The organism is Mycoplasma collis ATCC 35278 (assembly GCF_000701825.1).
GTDB classification, from domain to species: Bacteria; Bacillota_I; Bacilli_A; order Mycoplasmatales; family Metamycoplasmataceae; genus Mesomycoplasma_A; species Mesomycoplasma_A collis.
Genome location: NZ_JNJY01000017.1, coordinates 1 through 21,522, shown reverse-complemented (window position 1 = coordinate 21,522; position 21,522 = coordinate 1). Strand labels below are relative to the sequence as shown.

Sequence of the window (21,522 nt, the reverse complement as noted above, 5' to 3'; positions counted from 1 at the left end):
CCCATTTAAAATTTTATTACTTTTTTAAAAATTTTAAATGTGTTGCACTTAGAAATAGAATTTGGGAACACAAGTTAAGATATAGCTTGTGTTTTTATAATAAAAATGTCGAATAATTAGTGTTTTTTTTAGATATATTTTTAAAATTTTAAATTATGTTTTTTTTACTAATTTCATTTTTTTTCAATTAATTCATCATGTTTTTGAACCTATGAAATGTTTTTATCAATTATTATATATTTTTTAAAAAAAGATATAAAGCCATAAAAGCATTTTTTAGATCATTCATAGTTACTAACAATATTCTATATAACTCCTTGGTAAAAGTGAAAAATATTTTATATCTATCAATTTTCTTTCATAATATTTTGAATTTATAATTAAATTAATAATAAAAAAATTATAGCAGTCGTAAATTCAATCTAAATTTAATCATTATTTTTTATTTGATAATTTTTGTTTAATTAAACCTATTTAACATAATTGATTAAGATTGTTAAATTACCTTTTACAACAAAAGATTCTAAAAGTCCTGAAACTAAAAAAGCACTTCCTTTTGTTATTTTGTGTTCATTAACAGTGCCAAAACCATCAATCACCACAATTTCAACTCATTTAAAATTATTTAAATAAATAATTTTTTCTTTTTCAATAAAAATTTTATTTAAATTAAAATATTTATTTTTTACTAGTTCATTTTGATTATTGATAATTTTAGTTTTTAAACTATTTTTAATAGCTTTCTTAGCTTCTTCGATATGTAATTCTCTTTTGTTTTCATTTAAATCTAATCGATCGTAGTCATAAATTCTATAAGTAATATCGCTAGATTGTTGTAATTCATAAACCATTGTATTTTCAGGAATTGCATGAACTAATCCAGCTTTTATATAAATAAAGTCATCATTTTTAAGTTTTTTATACTTTAGTCAATTTTGAATATTATTTTGTTTTAATTCGTTTAAAATAACAGATTTTTTTGCTTTTTTTAAACCTAAAATAAAACGTTGGGCTTGTGTATCTAGAACATATCAACACTCATCTTTTCCTAATGAGTTGTGTTTTTTAGCCATTTTATCATCTGGATGAACTTGTAAACTTAATTTATCTTTAGCATCTATAAATTTTGTTAAATTTGGATATTGTCCTTGATAATTTGAGAAAAATTCTTTATTTTCATTAAAAAAAACATTTAATTTTATATCTTTGTACTTTTCATTAATTATCGTTGATTCAAAGTTATTGATTGCAGAAATTAGTCAAGCTTCGCCAATTTGCTTTTCTTTTGAGTTAAACATTTTTTCTAATTTATTTCCAGCTCATAAAACTTGTTTTAAAAAAGGTTTTAAAAAAATAATTTTATCCATATTATTTGTTTTTTTCTATTTTTGTTTTGTTATTCATATAAGGAATTAAAACTTTAGGAATTTCAATTGAACCATCTTCATTTTGATATTGTTCTAAAATAGCCGCAAAAACTCTATCTATAGCTATTCCTGAACCATTAATGGTATGTGCATAAGTATTTTTATTGTTATCTTTATATCTAATTTTAGCTCTACGAGCTTGGAAATCTCCAAAATAGGAAATAGATGAAACTTCTCTGAATTTTTGTTCTGATGGCAATCAAAGTTCTAAGTCAATTGTTTTTTTAGCTGAAAAACCAATATCACCTGAACAAAGTAAAATTTTTCTATAAGGAATTTCTAATTTTTTCAAAATATTTTCAGCATCTTTTACAGTTGATGAAAATTCCTTTTCTGCATCTTTTTCATTAACAATTTTAACTAATTCAACTTTGTGAAATTCATGAGATCTAATTAACCCTTTAATATCTCTTCCGCCACTACCCGCTTCTGATCTATAACATTTAGTATAACCTGTGTATTTTTTAGGTTTTTCTAAATTTAATATTTCATTATTATGATAATTAGTTAATGTTACCTCCGCAGTTGGAATTAATCATAGATCATAATTTTCAATCTTAAATAAATCGTCTTTAAATTTGGGTAATTGCCCTGTCCCATATAATGAATTAGATAAAACTAAAGTTTGGGTTGCGATTTCTTCGTAACCATTTTTAATGTGTTCATCAAGCATAAATGATATTAAAGCTCTTAATAATTGAGCTCCTTCATTTTTAAAAATTACAAATCTTGAGCCAGAAATTTTTACAGCTCGAGAAAAATCTAAAATATCCAATTCTAACCCTATTTCATAATGTGCTTTTTGTTTTTTTACAAGCCCTCTACCTATATCACTATATGTTTTTAAAACTTTGTTATCTTCTTCTGATAAACCTATAGGAGTATCATCAGAGGGTAAATTAGGGATAATATTTATTAAATTTATAAATTCTAAATTTAATTCATCAAACGTATTGTTTAAATTATCTATTTCATTTTTAATTTCAAAAACTTCATTTTTTAATTTAGATATATCTTTTTTTTCTCTAGCGTAAATTCCTATTTCAGAAGATATTTTATTTTTTTTAGCTTCTAAATTTTGAATTTGTGTCATTATTAAATTTTTTTCTTTTGTTAAATTGAAAAATTTTTCAACAATTTTAATATCAAAATTTCTAGATTTTAATTTATTTATAACTATTTCTTTATTTTCTAATATATATTTTGAATTTAACATTTTTTAATTATAAATAAAAAAGTGTTTTATTATTAAATTTTATTAATATAATTTAAAAATGATTATTGTTAAAGGGAAAATAACTTTTCAAATTTGAGCTAGTGACAAGAAAAATTTTTTTGTTTATATTTTTATTGATGATGAAAATATAAAATATAAAATTAAAACAAATAACGAGTTATATTTAAACAAAAGTTATGAATTATCTTTAGAAAAAATTTTACATACAAAATATGGTGAAACTTGAAACGTTATTGATTTTAAATTAATTGATCCCGAGAACAAAAATGACATTATATTATATTTTTCATCTTCTTTGTTTAATGGAATTGGTAAAAAAGTAGCCAATAAAATTTACGATAAATGAGGTGATAATTCAATTAAATTATTAAAAAAAGATCCTAAATTAATTTTTGAGCTCAGTTCATCTATAAAGATGAAAAAAGCTCAAATTATTTTTGATGTTTTAAATTTAAATTCAATTGAATTTTCTATAAAAGATTTTTTTATTTTAAATAATATTTCAATTAACATTTATAATAAAATCAATACATTTTTAAATATTATTCATGAATGAGAAAATATAAAAGAAAACCCTTATTTTATTTTAGAAAAATTTTATGATGATTTTGATTTTTTAGAAATTGATAAAATAGCTTTAGCATTAGGTTTTGCAAAAAATAATCTAAACAGATTATTCTTTGTTATATTAGAAAAAATCGCTACAAAAATTTTAAATAATACAAATACTTATTTTATAAAAAGCGACATTTCTAAAATATATAATTTAGTTGTTAAAGATGTCTTTATAACAAAAGAAAGATTTTATGAAATTTGAAAATTAATGTTTAAAAATAATTTTTTAATTTATATTCAAGATAAAGATGTTTATTCGCCATTTTTTTTATTTGAAAAAGAAAAAAATATTACAGAAAAATTATTACTTGTAAAAGAAAATAAATTCGATAAAACTAAAATTAGTTTACCAAAACACTTAAATAAAGAACAAAAAGACGCAATTAAAATATCTTTAAAAAATAATTTATCAATAATTACTGGAGCTCCAGGTACAGGGAAAAGTGAAATTTTAAAGTATTTAATTGATAATTTAAAAAATGTTTTTGATAAACAAAAAATAGTCGTTCTCACTCCAACTGGGAAAGCAAGTATTAAGTTAAAAAAAGATAATGAATTTGACGTAAAAACTATCCATTCATTTTTACAAAGTGAAAAATTTGAAGATAGGTTTATTATTAAAAATGCATTAAAAAAAGACGTTGAAGTTTTGGTAATTGATGAATTTTCTATGGTTGATTTAAAAATTTTTAACAATCTTTTAAATTCATTAAATATATTAAAGCTTAAAAAAATAATTTTAATTGGTGATAAAGATCAAATTTCAGCCATAGGTTATGGTAACTTGTTAGCTGATTTTATTAATTCTAAAATTTTTAAAATTTCATATTTAATAAAAAATTATAGACAAAAAGATAAAATTGGTATTATTAATGATTCACAAAAAATAAATGAAAGTATTTTCCCTGATTTTACAACAAATGAATCACGTTTTATAAGTGTAAATGATAATAATTTTTGAACTTTACTCAACCAAAATATCGACAATATTTTAACTAAATATTCAATAAATGAGATCATTATTTTAGCAACAATTTACAAAGGGGAAAAGGGAATAAATCAAATCAATGATTTTATGCAAAATAAAATTTTTCGAAATAATAAAGAGTACTTTTTAATTAATAATAAAAAATTTTTTATTGGTGATCGCGTGATACAAAACGAAAACAATATTGAAGAAAATGTTATGAACGGGGAAATTGGATATATAAAAAATATCGCTACTTATAAAGGGGAAATTAAATTTATTCATATTGAATTTGAAAATGAAAAAAATGTAAAATATAATGAAAATGATTTTATAAAATATTTAAATTTGGCTTATTGTATTTCTGTTCATAAATTTCAAGGTTCTGAAGCAAAAGTTGTCATTTTTTCAACTATAAATGAATATGATTTTATTTTTAATAAAAAAATAATTTACACAGCAATGACTAGGGCTCAAGAACTTTTAATAGTTTTTGGACAAGAGCATAAATTTGAAAAATATATTCAAAAAAATGAAGAAGAAAAAAGAAGCAATTTTTCGTATTTATTTAAAAAATTAAAAAATAATTAAAAATTAATATAAAATTTTATTTATGAAATTAATAGTAGGCTTAGGTAATCCTGGAGAAGAATATGCACTAACTAGACATAATGTTGGTTTTTTAGTCGCTGATTTAATAGTACAGGAATTAAAATTAGAATATAAAAATTACAAACAAAAAGCTTTAATTGCTAAAAGTGAAGATTTTATGATTGTAAAACCTCTTAGATATATGAATAATTCAGGAGAAGTGCTTTTTGATATAGTTAATTTTTATAAAATAAACATTGATGATATATTGGTTGTTTATGATGATTTAAATATTGACGTAGGTAAAGCTGTAATTAAAAATAATGGTTCAGCTGGTGGGCAAAAAGGAATGAATAATATTATTGAAAAATTACAAACACAAAATATTAAGAGAATGAAAATAGGAATTTCAAAACCTCAAAATTTAGGCTCAATTAAAAATTTTGTTTTAAGTAAATTCACTCCTCAAGAACAAGCTCTTATTAATTTAGTTGTTAAAGAAGCAGCTTTTGCCGCTATAGAATTTATTTCTAATGACATTAGATTTGTTATAGAAAAATTTAATGCAAAAAATAGAAGATAAAAAATTATTATTAGCTGTTAGTGGTGGACCTGATTCTATTTTTATGCTTGAAAAATTTAAGCATAAAAATATAATAGTAGCTCATATTAACTACAACAAAAGAGAAGATAGTATAAATGATCAAAAAATTGTTGAAAATTTTTGTAATAAAGAAAAAATTAAGTTATATATTTTTAATGTAAATAAAAATTTTATTTATAAAAAAAATTTTCAATCTCATGCTAGAAAAATAAGATATGAGTATTTCAAAAAAATCTACAATAATGAAAAGTGTGATTATTTATTATTAGCTCATAATAAAGATGATTTTATTGAAACAGCTTTGATGCAAAAAAGTAAAAATAAAATTGTTAATTACTGAGGAATAAAAAAATACATTCATATTAATAATATGAATGTATATCGTCCTTTTTTGTTTAAATTATGAAAAAGACAAATTGAAGCTTTTTTAATTAAAAAAAATATAAATTTTGCAATTGATTCTTCAAATAGTTCTTTAATTTATAACAGAAATAAAATAAGATTTTTATATAAAAATAAAATTTTTATTAAATTTTTTTATTTGATTTTATTTATGTTCTTAAATATTTTTTTAAATATTAAAAATTATTTAATTCATAAAAAATATTCAAAATGAGAACAAAATAATTTTTTACTTGATTTTTTTAGAAAACAGAGAAACAAAAAAAAATTAATTTATTATTGTTTAAATCAAAAATTTATTAACTTAAATTTAACATCAAAAAAAATAAAATCAATCATTCAATTTATAGAAGCTAAAAATCAAAGCAATAAATATATGTTGAAAAAAAATTATTTTTTAATTAAAAAAAATAAAAAATTGCATTTTAAAACCACCTTATAACAAAATATAAGGTGGTTTTAATTAAAACGCGTTTTTTTTATTGAATAATTTAAATTAGTTAATAATTAAAATAAAATTATATATTAAATGCATATCATAAAATTTAAAATATAGAGAGGAGGTTTTTTTACAACAATTTAATTAAAATAACATTATATATTAACTTTTTATTATTAATGAAGTTAACAAAAGATTAAACAACTCAAAAACTTTTAAAAACTGATTTTTTCAATTAATGCAAACGAAATATATAAACCTAAAAAATTATAATTTAATATGGAAAAAATTAAACAACTATAACATATAAAAAATAAAATAAATCAAAAATATAATTTAAATAAGAAAAGAGAGATTTACTTTAAAAATTTTAAAAATTTAACAACAACTATAATGAAATATAAAAATATCTACAAAATATCTAAGAAAAAGGAATGAATATAACCTAAACTTTATAAAATTTATCTAAGAAAGAAGAAACCCACATGAATAAAACATTAAAAAGATATAGTAAAAAATTTATAAGCCATAAATATAGGTAAGAAAGGAGATCAATTGTACCAATACACTAAATTAAGAAATACTAAACAATTTATAAGAAACGAAATAAGAGGTTAAACATAAAAACAATTTAAATAATATAGAATTAACAACGAATTAACTAATATTTATATATAATTTTGCAAATATAAATAAAAACTGATTTCAATTATTCGAATTTTAGGCTTTCGCCTAATTAAAGTATAAAACAAAATAAATAAAAATTTATTTTTTTTTAAAAAAATTATTTATTTTCTTTTAAATGAGGGAATAATAGAACTTCTCTAATTGATTCTTTTTCAGTTAAAAGCATAACAAGTCTATCAATACCAATTCCACATCCACCAGCAGGCGGCATACCATATTCAAGAGCTTCTACAAAATCATAATCAATTTCATTTGCTTCATCATTTCCAGATTCTTTTTCTTTTAGTTGGTTAACGAATCTATTTAATTGATCGATTGGATCGTTTAATTCACTAAACATGTTAGCATATTCTTTTTTATTAATAAATAATTCTGCTCTATCCGTAAATCTAGGATCTTTTTCATTTTGCCTAGCTAGTGGTGATATTTCAATTGGATGTCCATAAACAAATGTAGGTTGAATTAATGTTTTTTCTACAAAATGTTCAAATAATTCATTAATATAATGTCCAGAAGTAAAATATTTTTCAGACTTTAAATTGTATTTTAGTGCTGCTTCTTTAATTTGTTCAAAAGATGCTTTTTTAAGATCGAAACCTACATATTTAGAAGTTTCATCAACCATATCAATTTTTTTAAAATCTTGATTTAAAAAAATTGTATTATCTCCAAGTTTGATTTGTTCTTTGTTTAAGTTTTTAGCAATAAATTTAATTAAACTTTCAGTGTGATGCATCATCTTAAATAAATCACTATATGCTTCATAAAATTCAATAGAACTAAATTCTGGATTGTGAGTGGTATCAACTCCTTCATTTCTGAAAATTCTACCTATTTCATAAACTTTATTTAAACCACCTACTAAAAGTTTTTTAAGTGGTAATTCAGTTGCAATTCTTAAATAAAATTCGCTTTTTAATGCATTATAAAAAGTAATAAATGGCTTAGCATTTGCTCCGCCTAAAATAGGTTGTAAAACTGGTGTTTCTACCTCTAAATAACCTTTTTCGTCAAAATATCTTCTAATTAATGAAATTATTTTGCTTCTATTTAAAAATACTTCTCTTGAATTTGGGTTGATTATTAAGTCAAGATATCTACGACGATATCTTTCTTCAATATCTGTTAATCCATGATATTTATCAGGTAGTGGTTTTAATGATTTAGTTAATAAAACTAAATCATTAACATGAATTGCAAATTCACCAGTATTAGTTTTCATTAAATGTCCAGAGGCATAAATAATATCACCTAAATCTAAAGTTTCAAATAACTCATTAAAGTCGCTCATTTGTTTTTTATTATAATAAAGTTGAATTATATTATCTTCGTCTTTAATAATAATAAATGCGCTTCTAATTGTATGAATTCTTCCAGCCAGTTTTAAAAACACTTTTTCTTCTTGTAGTTCTTGTTTGGTTAAATCCTTGTATTTTGCAACTTCGTTTTTATAATTAGATAATTCACTATTTAATTGATTGAATGGGTTGATTTTTAATTCTTCATATTTTTTCAATTTATTTCTTCTTATTATTTCTTGTTCATTAAATTTTCTTTCCATAATTACCTCTTTTTCTTAAAAAATTAATATAAATTATAACATTTTTAAACAAAAAAATATATTAGCTATCTTTAAAAAATAATTTTTTAAATTAAAAAAATATTGATAGTGATATTTAAAGATTTTTATTTATTTTTATTAATAAAAAAATTCTATAATCAAAATATTAATAAAATGAAAGGAATTGTATGAAATTATTTAAAAAACAAATTTGAAATGAAAAAGAACAGTATTACCAAATTTCTACTATTCATAAATTTATTTCAATCTTTATAATTGCATTAGGGGGGGGTACAATTTATTTAACTCCTTATTTACTTTATTCATTTAAAACACAAATAATAAATGTAACCCAAACTACTGAGACAAATATTCAATTTTTATTAACCGCTTATGGAATATTATCTATATTTTTATATATTCCTGGTGGTTGATTAGCAGACCGGGTTCAAGCTAAAACTCTTTTTGCTATTTCGATGATTTCAACTGCTATAATTACATTTTGATACTCACTTATTGGATTTGAAAATGTTGTTAATTATGGTCAATTGATTGTTATTCATCTTTTATTTGCGTTAACGACAGTTTTAACATTTTGAAGTGCATTTATTAAAAGTGTTAAACTTTTAGGTTCTAGCAAAGAACAAAATTCTCTTTATTCAAAAGCAGAAACAACAAGATATATTTTACAAGTTGTATTTAATTATATTGCAATAGGTTTAGGAGCTATTTTAATAGCAGCTAGCCCATTTATTGTTTTTAATTCTAAAGGTTCTATTATATCCTTAATGTCAAAACAAACAGAAATTAAATCTTCTTCATCTGGGATATTTTTTAGTTTATTTTTCTATGGAATTATTTATTTAATTTGTGGATTGTTGGCGCTAATTATTTTACCAGGGCCATTATTTGTTAAAAGAACTCATAAATTAGAAGATGGAAAAATAAAATATTATTGTGTAACAAGAGAAAAAGAACATATTTTTGATAATATTGAACAATTAAAAAAATATAAAAAAGAAACAATCAAATATTTTTTCAAAAAAGTATTAAATGATACTTGAGAAAGTATGAAAAGTTTAAATGTTATTTCGATTGCTCTTTTAATTTTCTTTACAATGAATGCTTACACTGTCTTTTCCAATTATGGAACAACATTTTTATTATCATTAGGGCAAAAAAATACGCAATTAAACTCTTCACTATCAGTAGTTTATACTTATGGGGTTCCGATTTTAGGTGCTTTAGTAGCTGGACTTATAACATCTAAATGAACTAAATCTACAGTTAAATCTATTTATATTATTAATATATTTATGATTTTATCATCAAGTTTATTAATTTTAACATTAGGTTTTTCATTTAAATCTATTGATCCTTCTAAGAAACTATATAACAATATTGCATTGTGATTTGTTTTTGCATGAATGTGTTTAACAATGTTCTTTATTGGGGCTTCACGTTCAATTTATTGATCTACACTTGGTGAATTAAAAATTAAACCACAAATTTTAGGAATTGCTGTTGGAATTATTTCGATTATTGGTTTTTCAAAAGATGTTTGAGCTGGGGTTGCATTAGCCGAGATAATTAAAAATGATTTTGCAGTTATTGATGGTGTTAAAAGCAAAGATGTTTATCAACCAAAAGCTTTAATGGTTTTAAGTATATTTTTAGTTATTAATACAATTTTTGCAGCTATTATTTCTTTAATTATTGTTGAAAGAAAGTACAAATTTATTCAAAATTCAAAATTATATAAAAAATTAAAAAATAAATAAAATGAACAATTTAATTACAAAAAATTTTATATTTTTGAATAATAAATTTGAAAAGCTTTACAAAAATAAAAATGTTGATAATTTACCAAACTTACCTATTGAAAAAGCCCAAGAATGAACTAAAAGATTTTTAGAGTGAGTAAAACCCTTAATCTCTAAACAAGATTATATCCAAACTGAAAAAGAAGTTAAAAATTATTTAAATGGCGAAAGTGTCAAAAAAATTTACAAACTTTTAGAAAAAAAACAAAAAAATAAAAATGATAATTGATTGGCTAAATGATGAATTTATTATGGTTATTTAACTACAAGAAAACCGGTGATGCCAGAAGTTAACGCTCCTTTTTATGTTAAATTTACTAATAATAAAAAAATAGATAGTATTTCAAAAAAAGCAGCTTTTATTACTTATAATTTAGTTGATATTTATTTAAAATGAATTAATAATGAGTTAAATAGTTATTTATTAAATAATAAAAAAAATGTTTCTTTAGATGGTTTAACACTTTTATTTAAATCCGGTAGAATTAGACAAGAAAATATTGATGATATTTATTTTAATGATAAAGATAATATAAAGCATATTGTTGTTGTTAAAAATAATTTATTTTACAAAATTGAAGTAATTGATGAAAATAATAAAATTTTAAATTATGGGGATATATTAAAACAATTTGAATCTGTAAATAGTAATAGAAATAAATCTGAATATAACTATAATTTTTTAACAATAGCTATGGATACTAAAGAATCGCAAGATTTATTTAATTTATTAATTAATCAAAACAAAAATGAAGTTAAAGATATTTTAGATTCTTTATTTATCATCAATTTAGATAATAATAAATATCAAAACCCTTTAAAAATCCTTAAAAGCGCATCATATGATAAAAACTTTAATCGTTGACATGGAAAAGGGTTACAAGTTATTATTAATAAAAAAAATGAGGTTGTATTTTTACCTGATCATTCATTAATTGACGGTGCTAATATTGCTACTATTTCGGAAATTATTGATGATAATTTTAAAAAAGAAATTATTATTGAAAAAACTGAAAAACCTTATGAGCCTGAATTAATTAAATTTAAAAAAATAGATAATAAAGAATTAAAAAATTTTGAAAACATTTGAAAAAAATATCAAAAATATGTTCAAGAAGCATTTTTTGATGAAATAAAAATTTCTACTTTATCTAAAGCTAAATTAAAAGAGTTAGGCATTTTGAATAGTGAAGCATTTATTCAATTAATTTATCAAATTTCTCAACTTAAAACTAATAAAAAAATTCAAAATACATATATGGCTGTTGACATGAGAAGTTTTTATCGTGGAAGAACAGAGTGTATAAGACCTATTAGTTTACAAAGTAAAAAACTTAGCAAATTGTTTTTAGAAAATGGAAAAAAAGCTTTTGCAAATTTTTGAAATATTTATCCTGAAATTGAAAAATATCATTTTGAGAGATCCAAATTAGCTCAAAAAGGCGCTGGTATAAATCGAATTATGCTTGGTAATTATTTAATTTGATATGAAAATCAAGAAAATATTTTAAAACCAAAATTATTTGAAACGAAAGCATGAAAAATCATTTCATCCAACCCACTTTCAACTTCAACTATTGTTCATAAAAATCTTAAATATTTTTTATTTAATCCAGTTGAAAAAAAAGGAATAGGGATAGCTTATGCTTTGGATGAGAATTATAGAGCTATTATATCTGTGTTTAATAAAAATAAAAAATATTTACAAGAATTTAAAAAAAATTTTGTTGAAACAATAAAAATTTTTTTAAAAAAAATAAAGAAAAAATCTAATTAATTTAAATTAATAAAAAAACTCCTTGAAAAAGGCGTTTTTTTATTATTTTTAAAAAAATTAAATGTAATTAAATTATTAATTAAATTTAAATTTTTAATAATTATTTATTAAAAGTGAAATAAAATAATATACAAAAATTTAATACTTTAAATATTTAAACTATTGTTAATTTTAAAGTTTTTTATAAATCTTAAAAATACTATAATAAATGCTTAATAATTCTTTTTTATTTTGTTTAAAATTTGTATATCTATTATTATTATCAAAAAAATAATAAATATGTAATAATTATTATTAAAAATATAAAATCTAAAATTAAGTAAAAACTAATTTCTATGATTTTTCTTTTTTGTTTTTTAAGTTGATCTATATTATTTTTTTCAATTTTTTTATATTTTTTAATAAAAATTATTAAAGCAGTTATTAACCCAAGCATACCTATAATCCCTGTAATGATCGCTGATATAAGAGCTCAAAAAATTTTATTTTTATTATCTAAAGAATTTTGAGTGGATAAATTATTTAAAAATTCATTTGATTTATTTGATAAATTTATTCAAAACATAATATTTATTAACCTCAATACTTTTTTTTAAAACATTTTTTCATTAACTTAAAATATTTAAAAATGTTATTTCATTTACAATAGTGGCTGTAGATATTAAAAAATCTACAATATTTAGTATTCTAGAAATCGGAGAAAGAGCGCTTGTTATTGCAATTGTACTTTTTTTTGCAATAAATTTTAAAGTATTATTTTGTATTGTTTGAAAAATGGTTTCAAAAGCTGATTTAATTGTTTTTCCACTTGATAAACTAAGTGTAAAATTTTGAAATTTTTCTATTAATTTAATATTTATTTTATTAAGAATTCAAGAAATAGATTTATTTGTTAGAAATTCAAGTAACATTGACACGCCCATTTTTAATGCTGAAAATGTTGAAGCAGTATTAAATGTTTGTAATATATCATTAACATCGAAAGTTATTTTTACTTTATCAATATTTTCATTAATTTTTTTATTTAATTCATCAAAATTTATTTCTTTTAGTGTGTTTTCTATATCAAATATTTCTTTTGAATTTAAAAAATCATCAATTTTTTTGAGTTCAGATTCAATTGCACTTTCAGATTGTTTTCCAGTAACAGAAAAATAAGTTGATATACCTGCATTGAATCCTGAAGTTACAGCAAGTGGCAATGTTGCCCCAAATGTTACAAAAGCCATACTTGCATATGTCGCTGATAACGCTCATTCAGCAGTTGTTATAGCTATTGAAATATTATTTAAAACTCTTAAACTTTTTAAATAACTTTCAAATTGATTTCTTTTTTCTTTCAATTTAGAAAGATTATTCAAAAAATCATTTTTCATAGTTTTTATATTAGAAAAAAATGAATTAATTTTATTTTTCTTTGAAACCAAATCAACAACATCTTCATTGTGTTTAATTTTTATTTCAGAAACTTTATTTAAATTATTATTTTTATTAAATTTGTTTTCGGCCAATTCAATTTTTGAATTTATTTTTTTAGTTGATTCAATATTTATATTTGGTTTTACCGAATTTATATAATTTGTAGATAATTTATTATTTGAATTTAGTGTTTTATTTTTTAAGTCAATAAAAAAATTTTTATTATTTAGAATTTTATTTAAATTTTTTTTAGATTCCAATTTAAATAAATCTTTATTAATTGAAACTTTTTTTGTTTCGAAATATTCATTTAGATAATTATCAACAAAATGTTCGTTATTTAAAAATTGATTATTTTTTAAATTTTCTCATTTAAGTTCATTTATAGAATTTTTGAATTTTTCTATTTTTTCATCATTTAGTAAATCGGATGCATTATGATAAAAAAGCGGTTTTTCTATTGATTCTAAAAATTTTCTATCCATTTCCCTATAACCATTTATTTCTAAATCATATTTTTGTAAAATAGCTGTACTTTGCTCAATAGGTTGTATAACTGATAATGAATTAATTAATTCACTAGATTTTAGTAAAGTTTTTTTTCATGATTATAATATCCTTTTTTATAATTTTTATATTAATTAAATATTGTGAAAAAATTAATAACTTATTATTTATTTTATAAAAATAATTTGTCATTAATTTTTTCTATTTCTACTAAAAATTGTTTAATATGTTTGTTTAATTCTGATTCAATAGATTTTTTATTATATAAACTTTTAATAATAAATGTATCTTTATTAATAAAAATGTTATTTTTAAATTGAATAAAAAATGCATTATTTAAAAATTCGCTTTTAAAACTTTTTGTTAAATTTAAATCATTTTTTAAATTATTTTTATTTGTTAAAAGATCTAAATTTCTATGCTTATCTTTAAAATAAGAATCTACCGAGAAAAAGATTTTATTTTCATACATTCACTTTTTAGAAGAATTGAATTTTTGAATAATGAAATTTAAATTTATATTAATCTTAGTTGAATCATAAATTGCATTTTTTTTACCCATATGTTTAATTAAATTTAAAAATAAAAAATACGTTTTTTCTTCACTATTAGTAATTTTTATGAAACTACAAATTGGTAAAATATTATTATTAATGTCTCTAATATTTCTTGAAAATGAATTAGAAATCAAATTTATTAAAGGGTGATTATTAATTATTTTTTTTTCTTCTTCTTTTAATTCATTATATTCTAATAATTCTATTTTTTTAATAAAATAAAATTTTTTAGATTGTGTAAATAATAAATTTCAAAATTTAGAATCTTTATTTATTTTAAAATGAATTTCTCTTATTTTATTTTTAAAGAAGATTTTATTTCAATCTATAAATATTGCTAAAAAAATAAATATATTAAGAAATAACATAGATATTATTGTAATAAAATATGGATTATAAATCAAATTTTCTGTATTATCATAAATAATTAAATTACGAACACCTAAACTAATTACTATAATTAATGAACTAAAATTGATACTTAGAAATAAAAGTCAAATAATTTTAAAAATAAATTCAATTTTTTTAAATTTAGCATCTGCAAATCAAATATTTTTAATCTCTTCTTTTTTATATTGTTTGAACATTCTTTATTACCTACTAAAATTAAATTATAAATGTTTTTTAAGTTTTTCAATTTAAAAAGCAAAATGCTATAATAATTTTTTATTTATTTTTTTGATTTTTAATAAAAAATTCATTAATTTTATTTTCAGTTCTGGCTCAATGTTTTTTTCATTATATAAGCATTCGATAATAAAATCTGTTTTATTTATAAAATATTTGATTTTATTCATATAAGGTAACATTTACAAAATTTTTAACTTTATAAAATTTTTTATATTCAAAATTAGATTTTAATTTTGTTTTCCTTAATTCTAAAAGTAAATGCAACACTTTATAATAAAAAAACAATAAAATTATAAAGGGGTGCATTTTTTCTTTCCCTTTTAAAAAATTTACTTATTTCATTAAATTTTTTAAAAGGGAAAGAAAAACCTCCCCAGAAGGTGAGGTTTTTATGGAAAAAAATATAAATAATTTTTTTCACTTGAATCAGCAAAATAGATTAATAATTGAAAAACTTTTACTTAATAAGTGATCTCATCGTAGAATCGCTAAAAAATTAGGTGTAAGTAATTCAACAATTAGTCGAGAAATTAAAAGAAATTCGGATAGTAATTTCAAATATTCTGCTAAATTCGCAATTTACCAAAATAATTATAGACAAAAAATTAAATTTTACAAACGATTTGATGATATGGAAAAATATAAAGAATTTAATCTTTTGTTTAAGAAAAAATATAATAAAAGATTTTTTGGTATCAAAGTGATTTACAATTGAATTAAAAAAAATTATTCTATTAAAATGCCTACAATTTCAACTATATTTAATTGAATAAAAACGAAAAAATGGTGGTTTTAACAAACATCTTAATGGACTTATTAGAAGACAGTATAAAAAAGGAACCAACTTTTCCGATGTAAGCGATAAAAAAATTAAAAATTTAGAAAATAAAATTAATAAAATGCCTAGAGAACTCCATAATTGGGAAAGCGCTAAAAAATCTATAATGAAAAAATTAAAAATTACTTTTTATTAAAAAATTAAAAAAAATAAAATTTTAAAAAAAAGCACCAAAAAAATTTATTACACTATTTTTTTCAAGTGCTTTTTTGTATAAAAAATGTTAAAATAATGAAGTAATGCCATTTTTTATGGTTTTGCCATTTTATATGGCAAACGTGTTGGTTTTTTTCTTGTACTTTAGGAACATCTTTTTAAAAAGAGGTTTTATTTTTATTTTTTTAAATATAAGCAATCCCAATAAAAAACGCTAAAGAAGCAAATCCTGATAATGAATAAATAAAAAGCTTTAAAATTTTTATTTTTATTTTTTTTCGTTTTTCAAAATAATTTTCTTCAATTTTTTTTAGTTTTATTATTTCTAATATTATGTATATCAAAAAGAAAACGAAATTTGCGATTGCTACGATAAAAAATATTAGATAAAATAAATACACTTTTTCATTGCTAATGAAAGAAAATTTTATTGGAATTTTATTTAGTTTTTCGAATATGAACATATGCAAACTTAAAAAATTAATATTTATTTCATTTATTCAAATAATTATTTTAATTATAATATTTTTGAATATATTACTTCATTAGCTATTGACGCAGTTGAAATTAAAAAATCAGCAAAACTTAACAATTTAGAAATAGGTGATAAAATACTTGTAACCATTATAGTGGTTTTTTTAATAATTAATTTGCTAGAAAATTTTTGTATTGAATTAGCAACAGAATCAAATGCTTTTCTTGCTAATTGTCTACTACTTGCGCTTAAATTTATTGAATTGAATTTTTCTAATAAATTTAAATTTATTTTAAATAATTTTGAAGAAAAAAAATTAGTTAATAAATGTTGCGTTAGCATTGGAATCGCTTTTTTTAATGCTGAAAATGGTGTCAGATTATAAATGCCTCGTCCTATTTCCCAAACATCAACTTCCACTTTTATTTCATTTATATTTTCATTAATTTTTTTTCTTAATTCATTAAAATCAATTTCTTTTAATGTAATTTCAGCATCAATAACATCTTTAGAATTTAAAAATTCATCAATTTTTTTAATTCCCGCTTCAATCTCTTTTTCTGATTCTTTTGCTAAAACTGTGAAAACTGTGGAAATTGTGGCATTTATTCCCGATGTTGTAGCTAATACAGCAGTTGCTCCAAAAGTAGCAAAAGCCATAGCAGAATACGTTGCAGCAAGCGCTCATTCAGCTGTTGTTATAGCTATTGAAAGATTATTTAAAATTTTTACATTTTTTAAGTAATTATAATAATTATTTCTTTTTTCTTTTAAATTTGAAAGATCATTTAAAAAATTTTTTTTATTTATTTCTAAATTTGAAAAAAATTCATTAATTTTTTCATTTTCAATTGTTTTGTTTTTTATATTATTTTCATTTATATTTAAATTATTTAAATTTAATTTGATATTATTTATTTCATTTTGCTGTTCTACATTTTTTCTATAATTAATGGAAGGATTATTTAATTTGTTAGTTGCAAAAAAATTATATAATGATTGTTCTCACTGAAATATTTGCTTTTCTTTTCACTTATTAAAATATTTTTCATTTTTTATAATATCATTTAAATTTTTATTAGCTTTAAATATGAATTGATTTTTATTAAAACCTAATTGATTTTTTTCATAGTATTCATTAAAAATATTTTTAACAAAATCATTATTTTGTAAGAAATTATTTTCTTTCAATGAAATTCATGTAAATGATTTTTTAAATTTTTGAACCATTTCATACACTTCTGGATCAAATTTAGGTATAGTTTTTGATGGTTTAGCTTCTAAAATTTTTCTATCTATCTCTAAATAACCTTCTTTATTTATATCATATTTTTGCAAAATAGCGGTACTTTGTTCTACTGGTTGAATAATTGAGAATGAATTAATTAACTCGCTTGATTTTAATAAAATTTTTTTCATTTTATGTTTTGTTCCTATCTAAAAATTGAACTTAAATTGAATAATGAATTGTTAGTTTTTTCTAATTCCAATAAAAATTACTTAATATAATAATTTAATTCATTTTTTATTGATTTTTTATTGTATAAGCTTTTAATAATAAATGCATTTTTATTAATAAAAACATTTGTATCAAATTCAATAAATGCAATTTTGTCTGAAATTTCATTTTTTAAAATGTTTGCGAAATTTAAATCAGTTTTTAAGTCAATTTTACTTGTTAAAAAATATAAACTTTTATAATCATCTTTAAAATATAAATCTATTGAGTATAAGATTGTATTTTCATATAATCATTTTTTAGGTCAATTAAATCTTTTAATAATTAATTCTATATTAATATTTGTTTTTGATGAAATATGATTTATATTTTTTTTTTTTTTTTTGGTAATATGTTTAATTCAATCTAAAGGTAAAAATATATTTTATTTTAATTATTACTAATTTTCATAAAATTATAAAGAACTAAAATATAATTTTAATCACTAAAATTTTCAATTGAATTATTTGTAAGTAAATTGGTAATTAGTTTGATTAAAGGAATATTATTATTTTTTTTAATCAATTAATTCATTATATTCTAATGATTTAATATTTTTTATAAAATTAAATTGTTTTGACTTGTTAGTTATGTATTTATAAATTAGAATTTTTAGTTATTTCTAAATGTATTTCTCTTATTTTATTTCTTGGTAAAATTTTATCTCAATCTAAAAATATTGTTAAAAAAAGCCAATACATTTAAACATCGTATAAATATTAATACTATGAAATAAGGATTGTGAATTATATTTTGCTATTTTTTAAGTAAAAAATAAGCATCTAAAAAATAAATAAAGTTGACAAAATAAAATTAAAAAATAAAAATGCAAGTTAAATAATTTTTAAAATGAACTAATTTTTTTAATTTTTGTCTGCAAATTAAATATTATTAATTTCGTTGTTTTATATCGTTTAAATATTATTTTTTGTTATTTTAATTATTTTAATCGAAAAAATTGATTTTTTTCCTCCTCTTATTTAAATTTTATAACTAATAAAAAAAAAGCATAAAAAAAAACATAAAAAATTAAATTTACGTTTAATTTTTTATGTTAAATCTTCTTTTTTACTTTCGTTTGTTTTTTCAGATTTTTTAATAAGTTCATCTAAAGATAATTTTTTATCATGTCTAACTTGTTCAGCTTCTTTTTTAGGTGGTAATTTCATATACTTAGCTATATATTCAATTTCTTCAGAAACAATAGTTTCATTTTCTAATAAAGAAGTTTTTATTAATTCTAATAAAGTTTTATTTGCTAAAATAATTGTTTTAGCTTTTTTATAAGCATCAGAAATAATTTTTCTAACTTCAATATCAATTTCGTGTCCCACTTTAGAAGAGAAGGACATATTTTTCCCAAAATCTCTTCCTAAAAAAGGATTACTAGAATCTTGTTCATATTGAATAGGTCCTAATTCAGACATTCCGAATTCTGTTACCATTCTTCTAGCTATTTTAGTTGCTTTTTCGATATCATTAGCAGCTCCTGTTGATATTTCAGTTTCTCCATAAATAATTTCTTCAGCAACTCTACCACCCATATATGATGCAATCATTGCGAGTAATTCAGATTTAGTTAAGTTGTATTTTTCTTCTTCAGGCATCATCAAGTTATAACCACCTGCTGAACCTCTTGGAATAATGGTTATTTTTTGAACTTTATTTCCACCTGGTAGTTTAATTCCTACAACTGCATGGCCAGCTTCATGATAAGCTACCATGGTTCTTTCTTGTTCTGTAATAGTACGATGTTTTTTAGCAGGACCACTCATAACTCTATCAATCGCTTCATCAATTTGAGCTAAAGTTATAACATTAGTATTTTCTCTAACTGATAAAATAGAAGCTTCATTAATAACATTTTCAAGTTGTGCCCCAGAAAATCCTGGTGTTCTTTTAGCAATATTAGCAAAATTAATTTCTTTATTAATTCTTTTTCCTCTTGCATGCAATTTAAGAATTTCTTCTCTTTCTTTTACATCAGGGAAACCAACTGTTATAGAACGGTCAAATCTTCCTGGTCTTTGTAAGGCTGGATCTAAAACATCAGTTCTATTAGTAGCTGCCATAACTAAAATTCCACTATTATTAGTCATACCATCCATTTCAACTAGTAATTGATTTAAGGTTTGCTCCCTTTCATCATTACCACCACCAATACCTGAACCTCTAGATCTACCTACTGCATCAAGCTCATCAATGAAAATGATAGCTGGTGCTTCTTTACGAGCTTCTTTAAATAGTTCTCTAACTCTTTTAGCTCCCATACCAACATATAATTCCACAAAGTTTGATGCTGATATAAATAAAAATGGCACATTAGCTTCACCCGCTGTTGCTTTAGCTAATAAAGTTTTACCTGTTCCTGGAGGACCACCTAATAAAATTCCTTTTGGAATTCTAGCTCCTGCAGCTTGATATTTTTTAGGATTTTTTAAATAATCTACAAGCTCCATTACTTCTTCTTTAGCTTCTTTGTTTCCAGCTATATCACTAAATTTTTTGTCTGAAACAACTCTAGATGCTAAATTTTGACTTTGTGGACCAAAAATTCCCCCACCACTTCCACTTTGGGTTGAACTTTTATAAATAAAATAGAAAAATAATCCAAAAAGCAATAATGGTAAAATACTTGGAATAAAACTTAAAATTCTTTGGGTCACTGTTATTTCAGAACGTCCAGTATTAAAAATACCTAAATTGTTTTCACCGATTTTTGATAATCCGGCTTTAATATCAGCAGATATTTTAGTATTATCATGTTTGATAGCTTCTTTTAAATTAGAAGATCAAATTTCATTTAATTGATATTTTTCTAATAGCGATGGATCGATTTTTATAACATAATTTTTTATTTCTTTATTTTCTACTGAAATAACAAAAATTTTTAATTTCTCAGGATTTGTATTAACGGTAGCAAAAAAAACATTATCATCAGGTTTTTCAGCTGCTTTTAATATTTTTGTATCAAATTCATTAATTGATATAATGTTTTCACCACTGAAAAAGCGATCATAAATAAATCCACCAATTAAAATTAAAATAAAAACTAATAAAATTATTTTAAGAACTTTTCATTTTTTAAAAAATTTCAATTTTTACTTCCTTTCTTATTTTTTTAATTATTAATTAGTTTAAAATTAACTTTTTAATTATAAACTATATATATATTATTTATAAAAGAAAAAATAAAAAATAAAAAAAAACTTTGTTTTATTTTCCTAAAATAAACATTCAAGCGCAACACTTTTGTGTTTGTGCTTTTATTTTACAATTTTTTATTAAATAAACAAAATATTTATAAAAAAA

Annotated in this window: 14 protein-coding genes; 6 read left to right on the top strand and 8 right to left on the bottom strand. The window is 20.5% G+C overall.

The genetic code is table 4. From position 1 onward, the window contains the following. Positions 1 to 470: 470 nt before the first annotated feature. Entirely contained in the window at positions 471 to 1,367 is an 897-nt protein-coding gene (locus T403_RS0103375; protein ID WP_033161406.1) for a type I phosphomannose isomerase catalytic subunit, read from the bottom strand. 1 nt (position 1,368) lies between these two features. Beyond that, positions 1,369 to 2,643: a serine--tRNA ligase gene (serS, locus tag T403_RS0103370; RefSeq protein WP_033161405.1), complete on the bottom strand. Its 1,275-nt coding sequence runs from the start codon at positions 2,641 to 2,643 to the stop codon at positions 1,369 to 1,371. 58 nt (positions 2,644 to 2,701) lie between these two features. Here serS and T403_RS04275 point away from each other — a divergent pair, with 58 nt between their 5' ends. The 3 genes from T403_RS04275 to tilS are packed head-to-tail and all read left to right on the top strand — an operon-like array spanning position 2,702 to position 6,285. Then, the gene (locus T403_RS04275; RefSeq protein WP_051619144.1) at positions 2,702 to 4,837 is read left to right on the top strand and encodes an AAA family ATPase; all 2,136 of its coding nucleotides are present in this window, start codon (positions 2,702 to 2,704) and stop codon (positions 4,835 to 4,837) included. Positions 4,838 to 4,859: 22 nt separating this feature from the next. After that, positions 4,860 to 5,420, top strand: coding sequence for an aminoacyl-tRNA hydrolase (gene pth, locus T403_RS0103360; RefSeq protein ID WP_033161404.1), 561 nt, complete (start codon positions 4,860 to 4,862; stop codon positions 5,418 to 5,420). Then, on the top strand, positions 5,401 to 6,285 hold the full coding sequence (gene tilS / locus T403_RS0103355; RefSeq protein ID WP_033161403.1) for a tRNA lysidine(34) synthetase TilS: 885 nt from the start codon (positions 5,401 to 5,403) through the stop codon (positions 6,283 to 6,285). Before pth ends, tilS begins: the two co-directional genes overlap by 20 nt. A gap of 781 nt (positions 6,286 to 7,066) precedes the next feature. Here the strand turns inward: tilS and lysS are convergent. After that, complete coding sequence (gene lysS / locus T403_RS0103350; protein WP_033161402.1) at positions 7,067 to 8,530, bottom strand: lysine--tRNA ligase; 1,464 nt, start codon at positions 8,528 to 8,530, stop codon at positions 7,067 to 7,069. A 188-nt stretch (positions 8,531 to 8,718) separates the two neighbouring features. On the opposite strand from lysS, the gene T403_RS04615 reads away from it, so the two are divergent. Further along, positions 8,719 to 10,311 (top strand): MFS transporter, encoded by a 1,593-nt coding sequence (locus T403_RS04615; RefSeq protein ID WP_240532067.1) that lies wholly within the window; start codon positions 8,719 to 8,721, stop codon positions 10,309 to 10,311. A 1-nt stretch (position 10,312) separates the two neighbouring features. Next, complete coding sequence (locus tag T403_RS0103335) at positions 10,313 to 12,130, top strand: choline/carnitine O-acyltransferase (protein WP_051619143.1); 1,818 nt, start codon at positions 10,313 to 10,315, stop codon at positions 12,128 to 12,130. A gap of 259 nt (positions 12,131 to 12,389) precedes the next feature. Here T403_RS0103335 and T403_RS0103330 read toward each other — a convergent pair whose 3' ends face one another. The 3 genes from T403_RS0103330 to T403_RS0103320 all read right to left on the bottom strand — a co-directional run bounded on the left by T403_RS0103330 (position 12,390) and on the right by T403_RS0103320 (position 15,200). Next, the gene (locus T403_RS0103330) at positions 12,390 to 12,695 is read right to left on the bottom strand and encodes a hypothetical protein (RefSeq protein ID WP_033161401.1); all 306 of its coding nucleotides are present in this window, start codon (positions 12,693 to 12,695) and stop codon (positions 12,390 to 12,392) included. Between the two features lie 43 nt (positions 12,696 to 12,738). Beyond that, a complete protein-coding gene (locus tag T403_RS0103325; protein ID WP_033161400.1) occupies positions 12,739 to 14,034 on the bottom strand; it encodes a hypothetical protein in 1,296 nt (431 codons plus the stop codon). Between the two features lie 194 nt (positions 14,035 to 14,228). Continuing rightward, the gene (locus tag T403_RS0103320; RefSeq protein WP_033161399.1) at positions 14,229 to 15,200 is read right to left on the bottom strand and encodes a hypothetical protein; all 972 of its coding nucleotides are present in this window, start codon (positions 15,198 to 15,200) and stop codon (positions 14,229 to 14,231) included. Positions 15,201 to 15,634: 434 nt separating this feature from the next. On the opposite strand from T403_RS0103320, the gene T403_RS0103315 reads away from it, so the two are divergent. Continuing rightward, positions 15,635 to 16,039, top strand: a complete 405-nt coding sequence (locus tag T403_RS0103315) for a helix-turn-helix domain-containing protein (RefSeq protein WP_051619142.1) — start codon at positions 15,635 to 15,637, stop codon at positions 16,037 to 16,039. Between the two features lie 715 nt (positions 16,040 to 16,754). Here T403_RS0103315 and T403_RS0103305 read toward each other — a convergent pair. Both T403_RS0103305 and ftsH read right to left on the bottom strand, forming a co-directional pair. Then, positions 16,755 to 18,131: a hypothetical protein gene (locus tag T403_RS0103305; RefSeq protein ID WP_033161397.1), complete on the bottom strand. Its 1,377-nt coding sequence runs from the start codon at positions 18,129 to 18,131 to the stop codon at positions 16,755 to 16,757. A 1,128-nt stretch (positions 18,132 to 19,259) separates the two neighbouring features. Continuing rightward, a complete protein-coding gene (gene ftsH / locus T403_RS0103300) occupies positions 19,260 to 21,308 on the bottom strand; it encodes an ATP-dependent zinc metalloprotease FtsH (protein ID WP_033161396.1) in 2,049 nt (682 codons plus the stop codon). Positions 21,309 to 21,522: the final 214 nt, after the last annotated feature.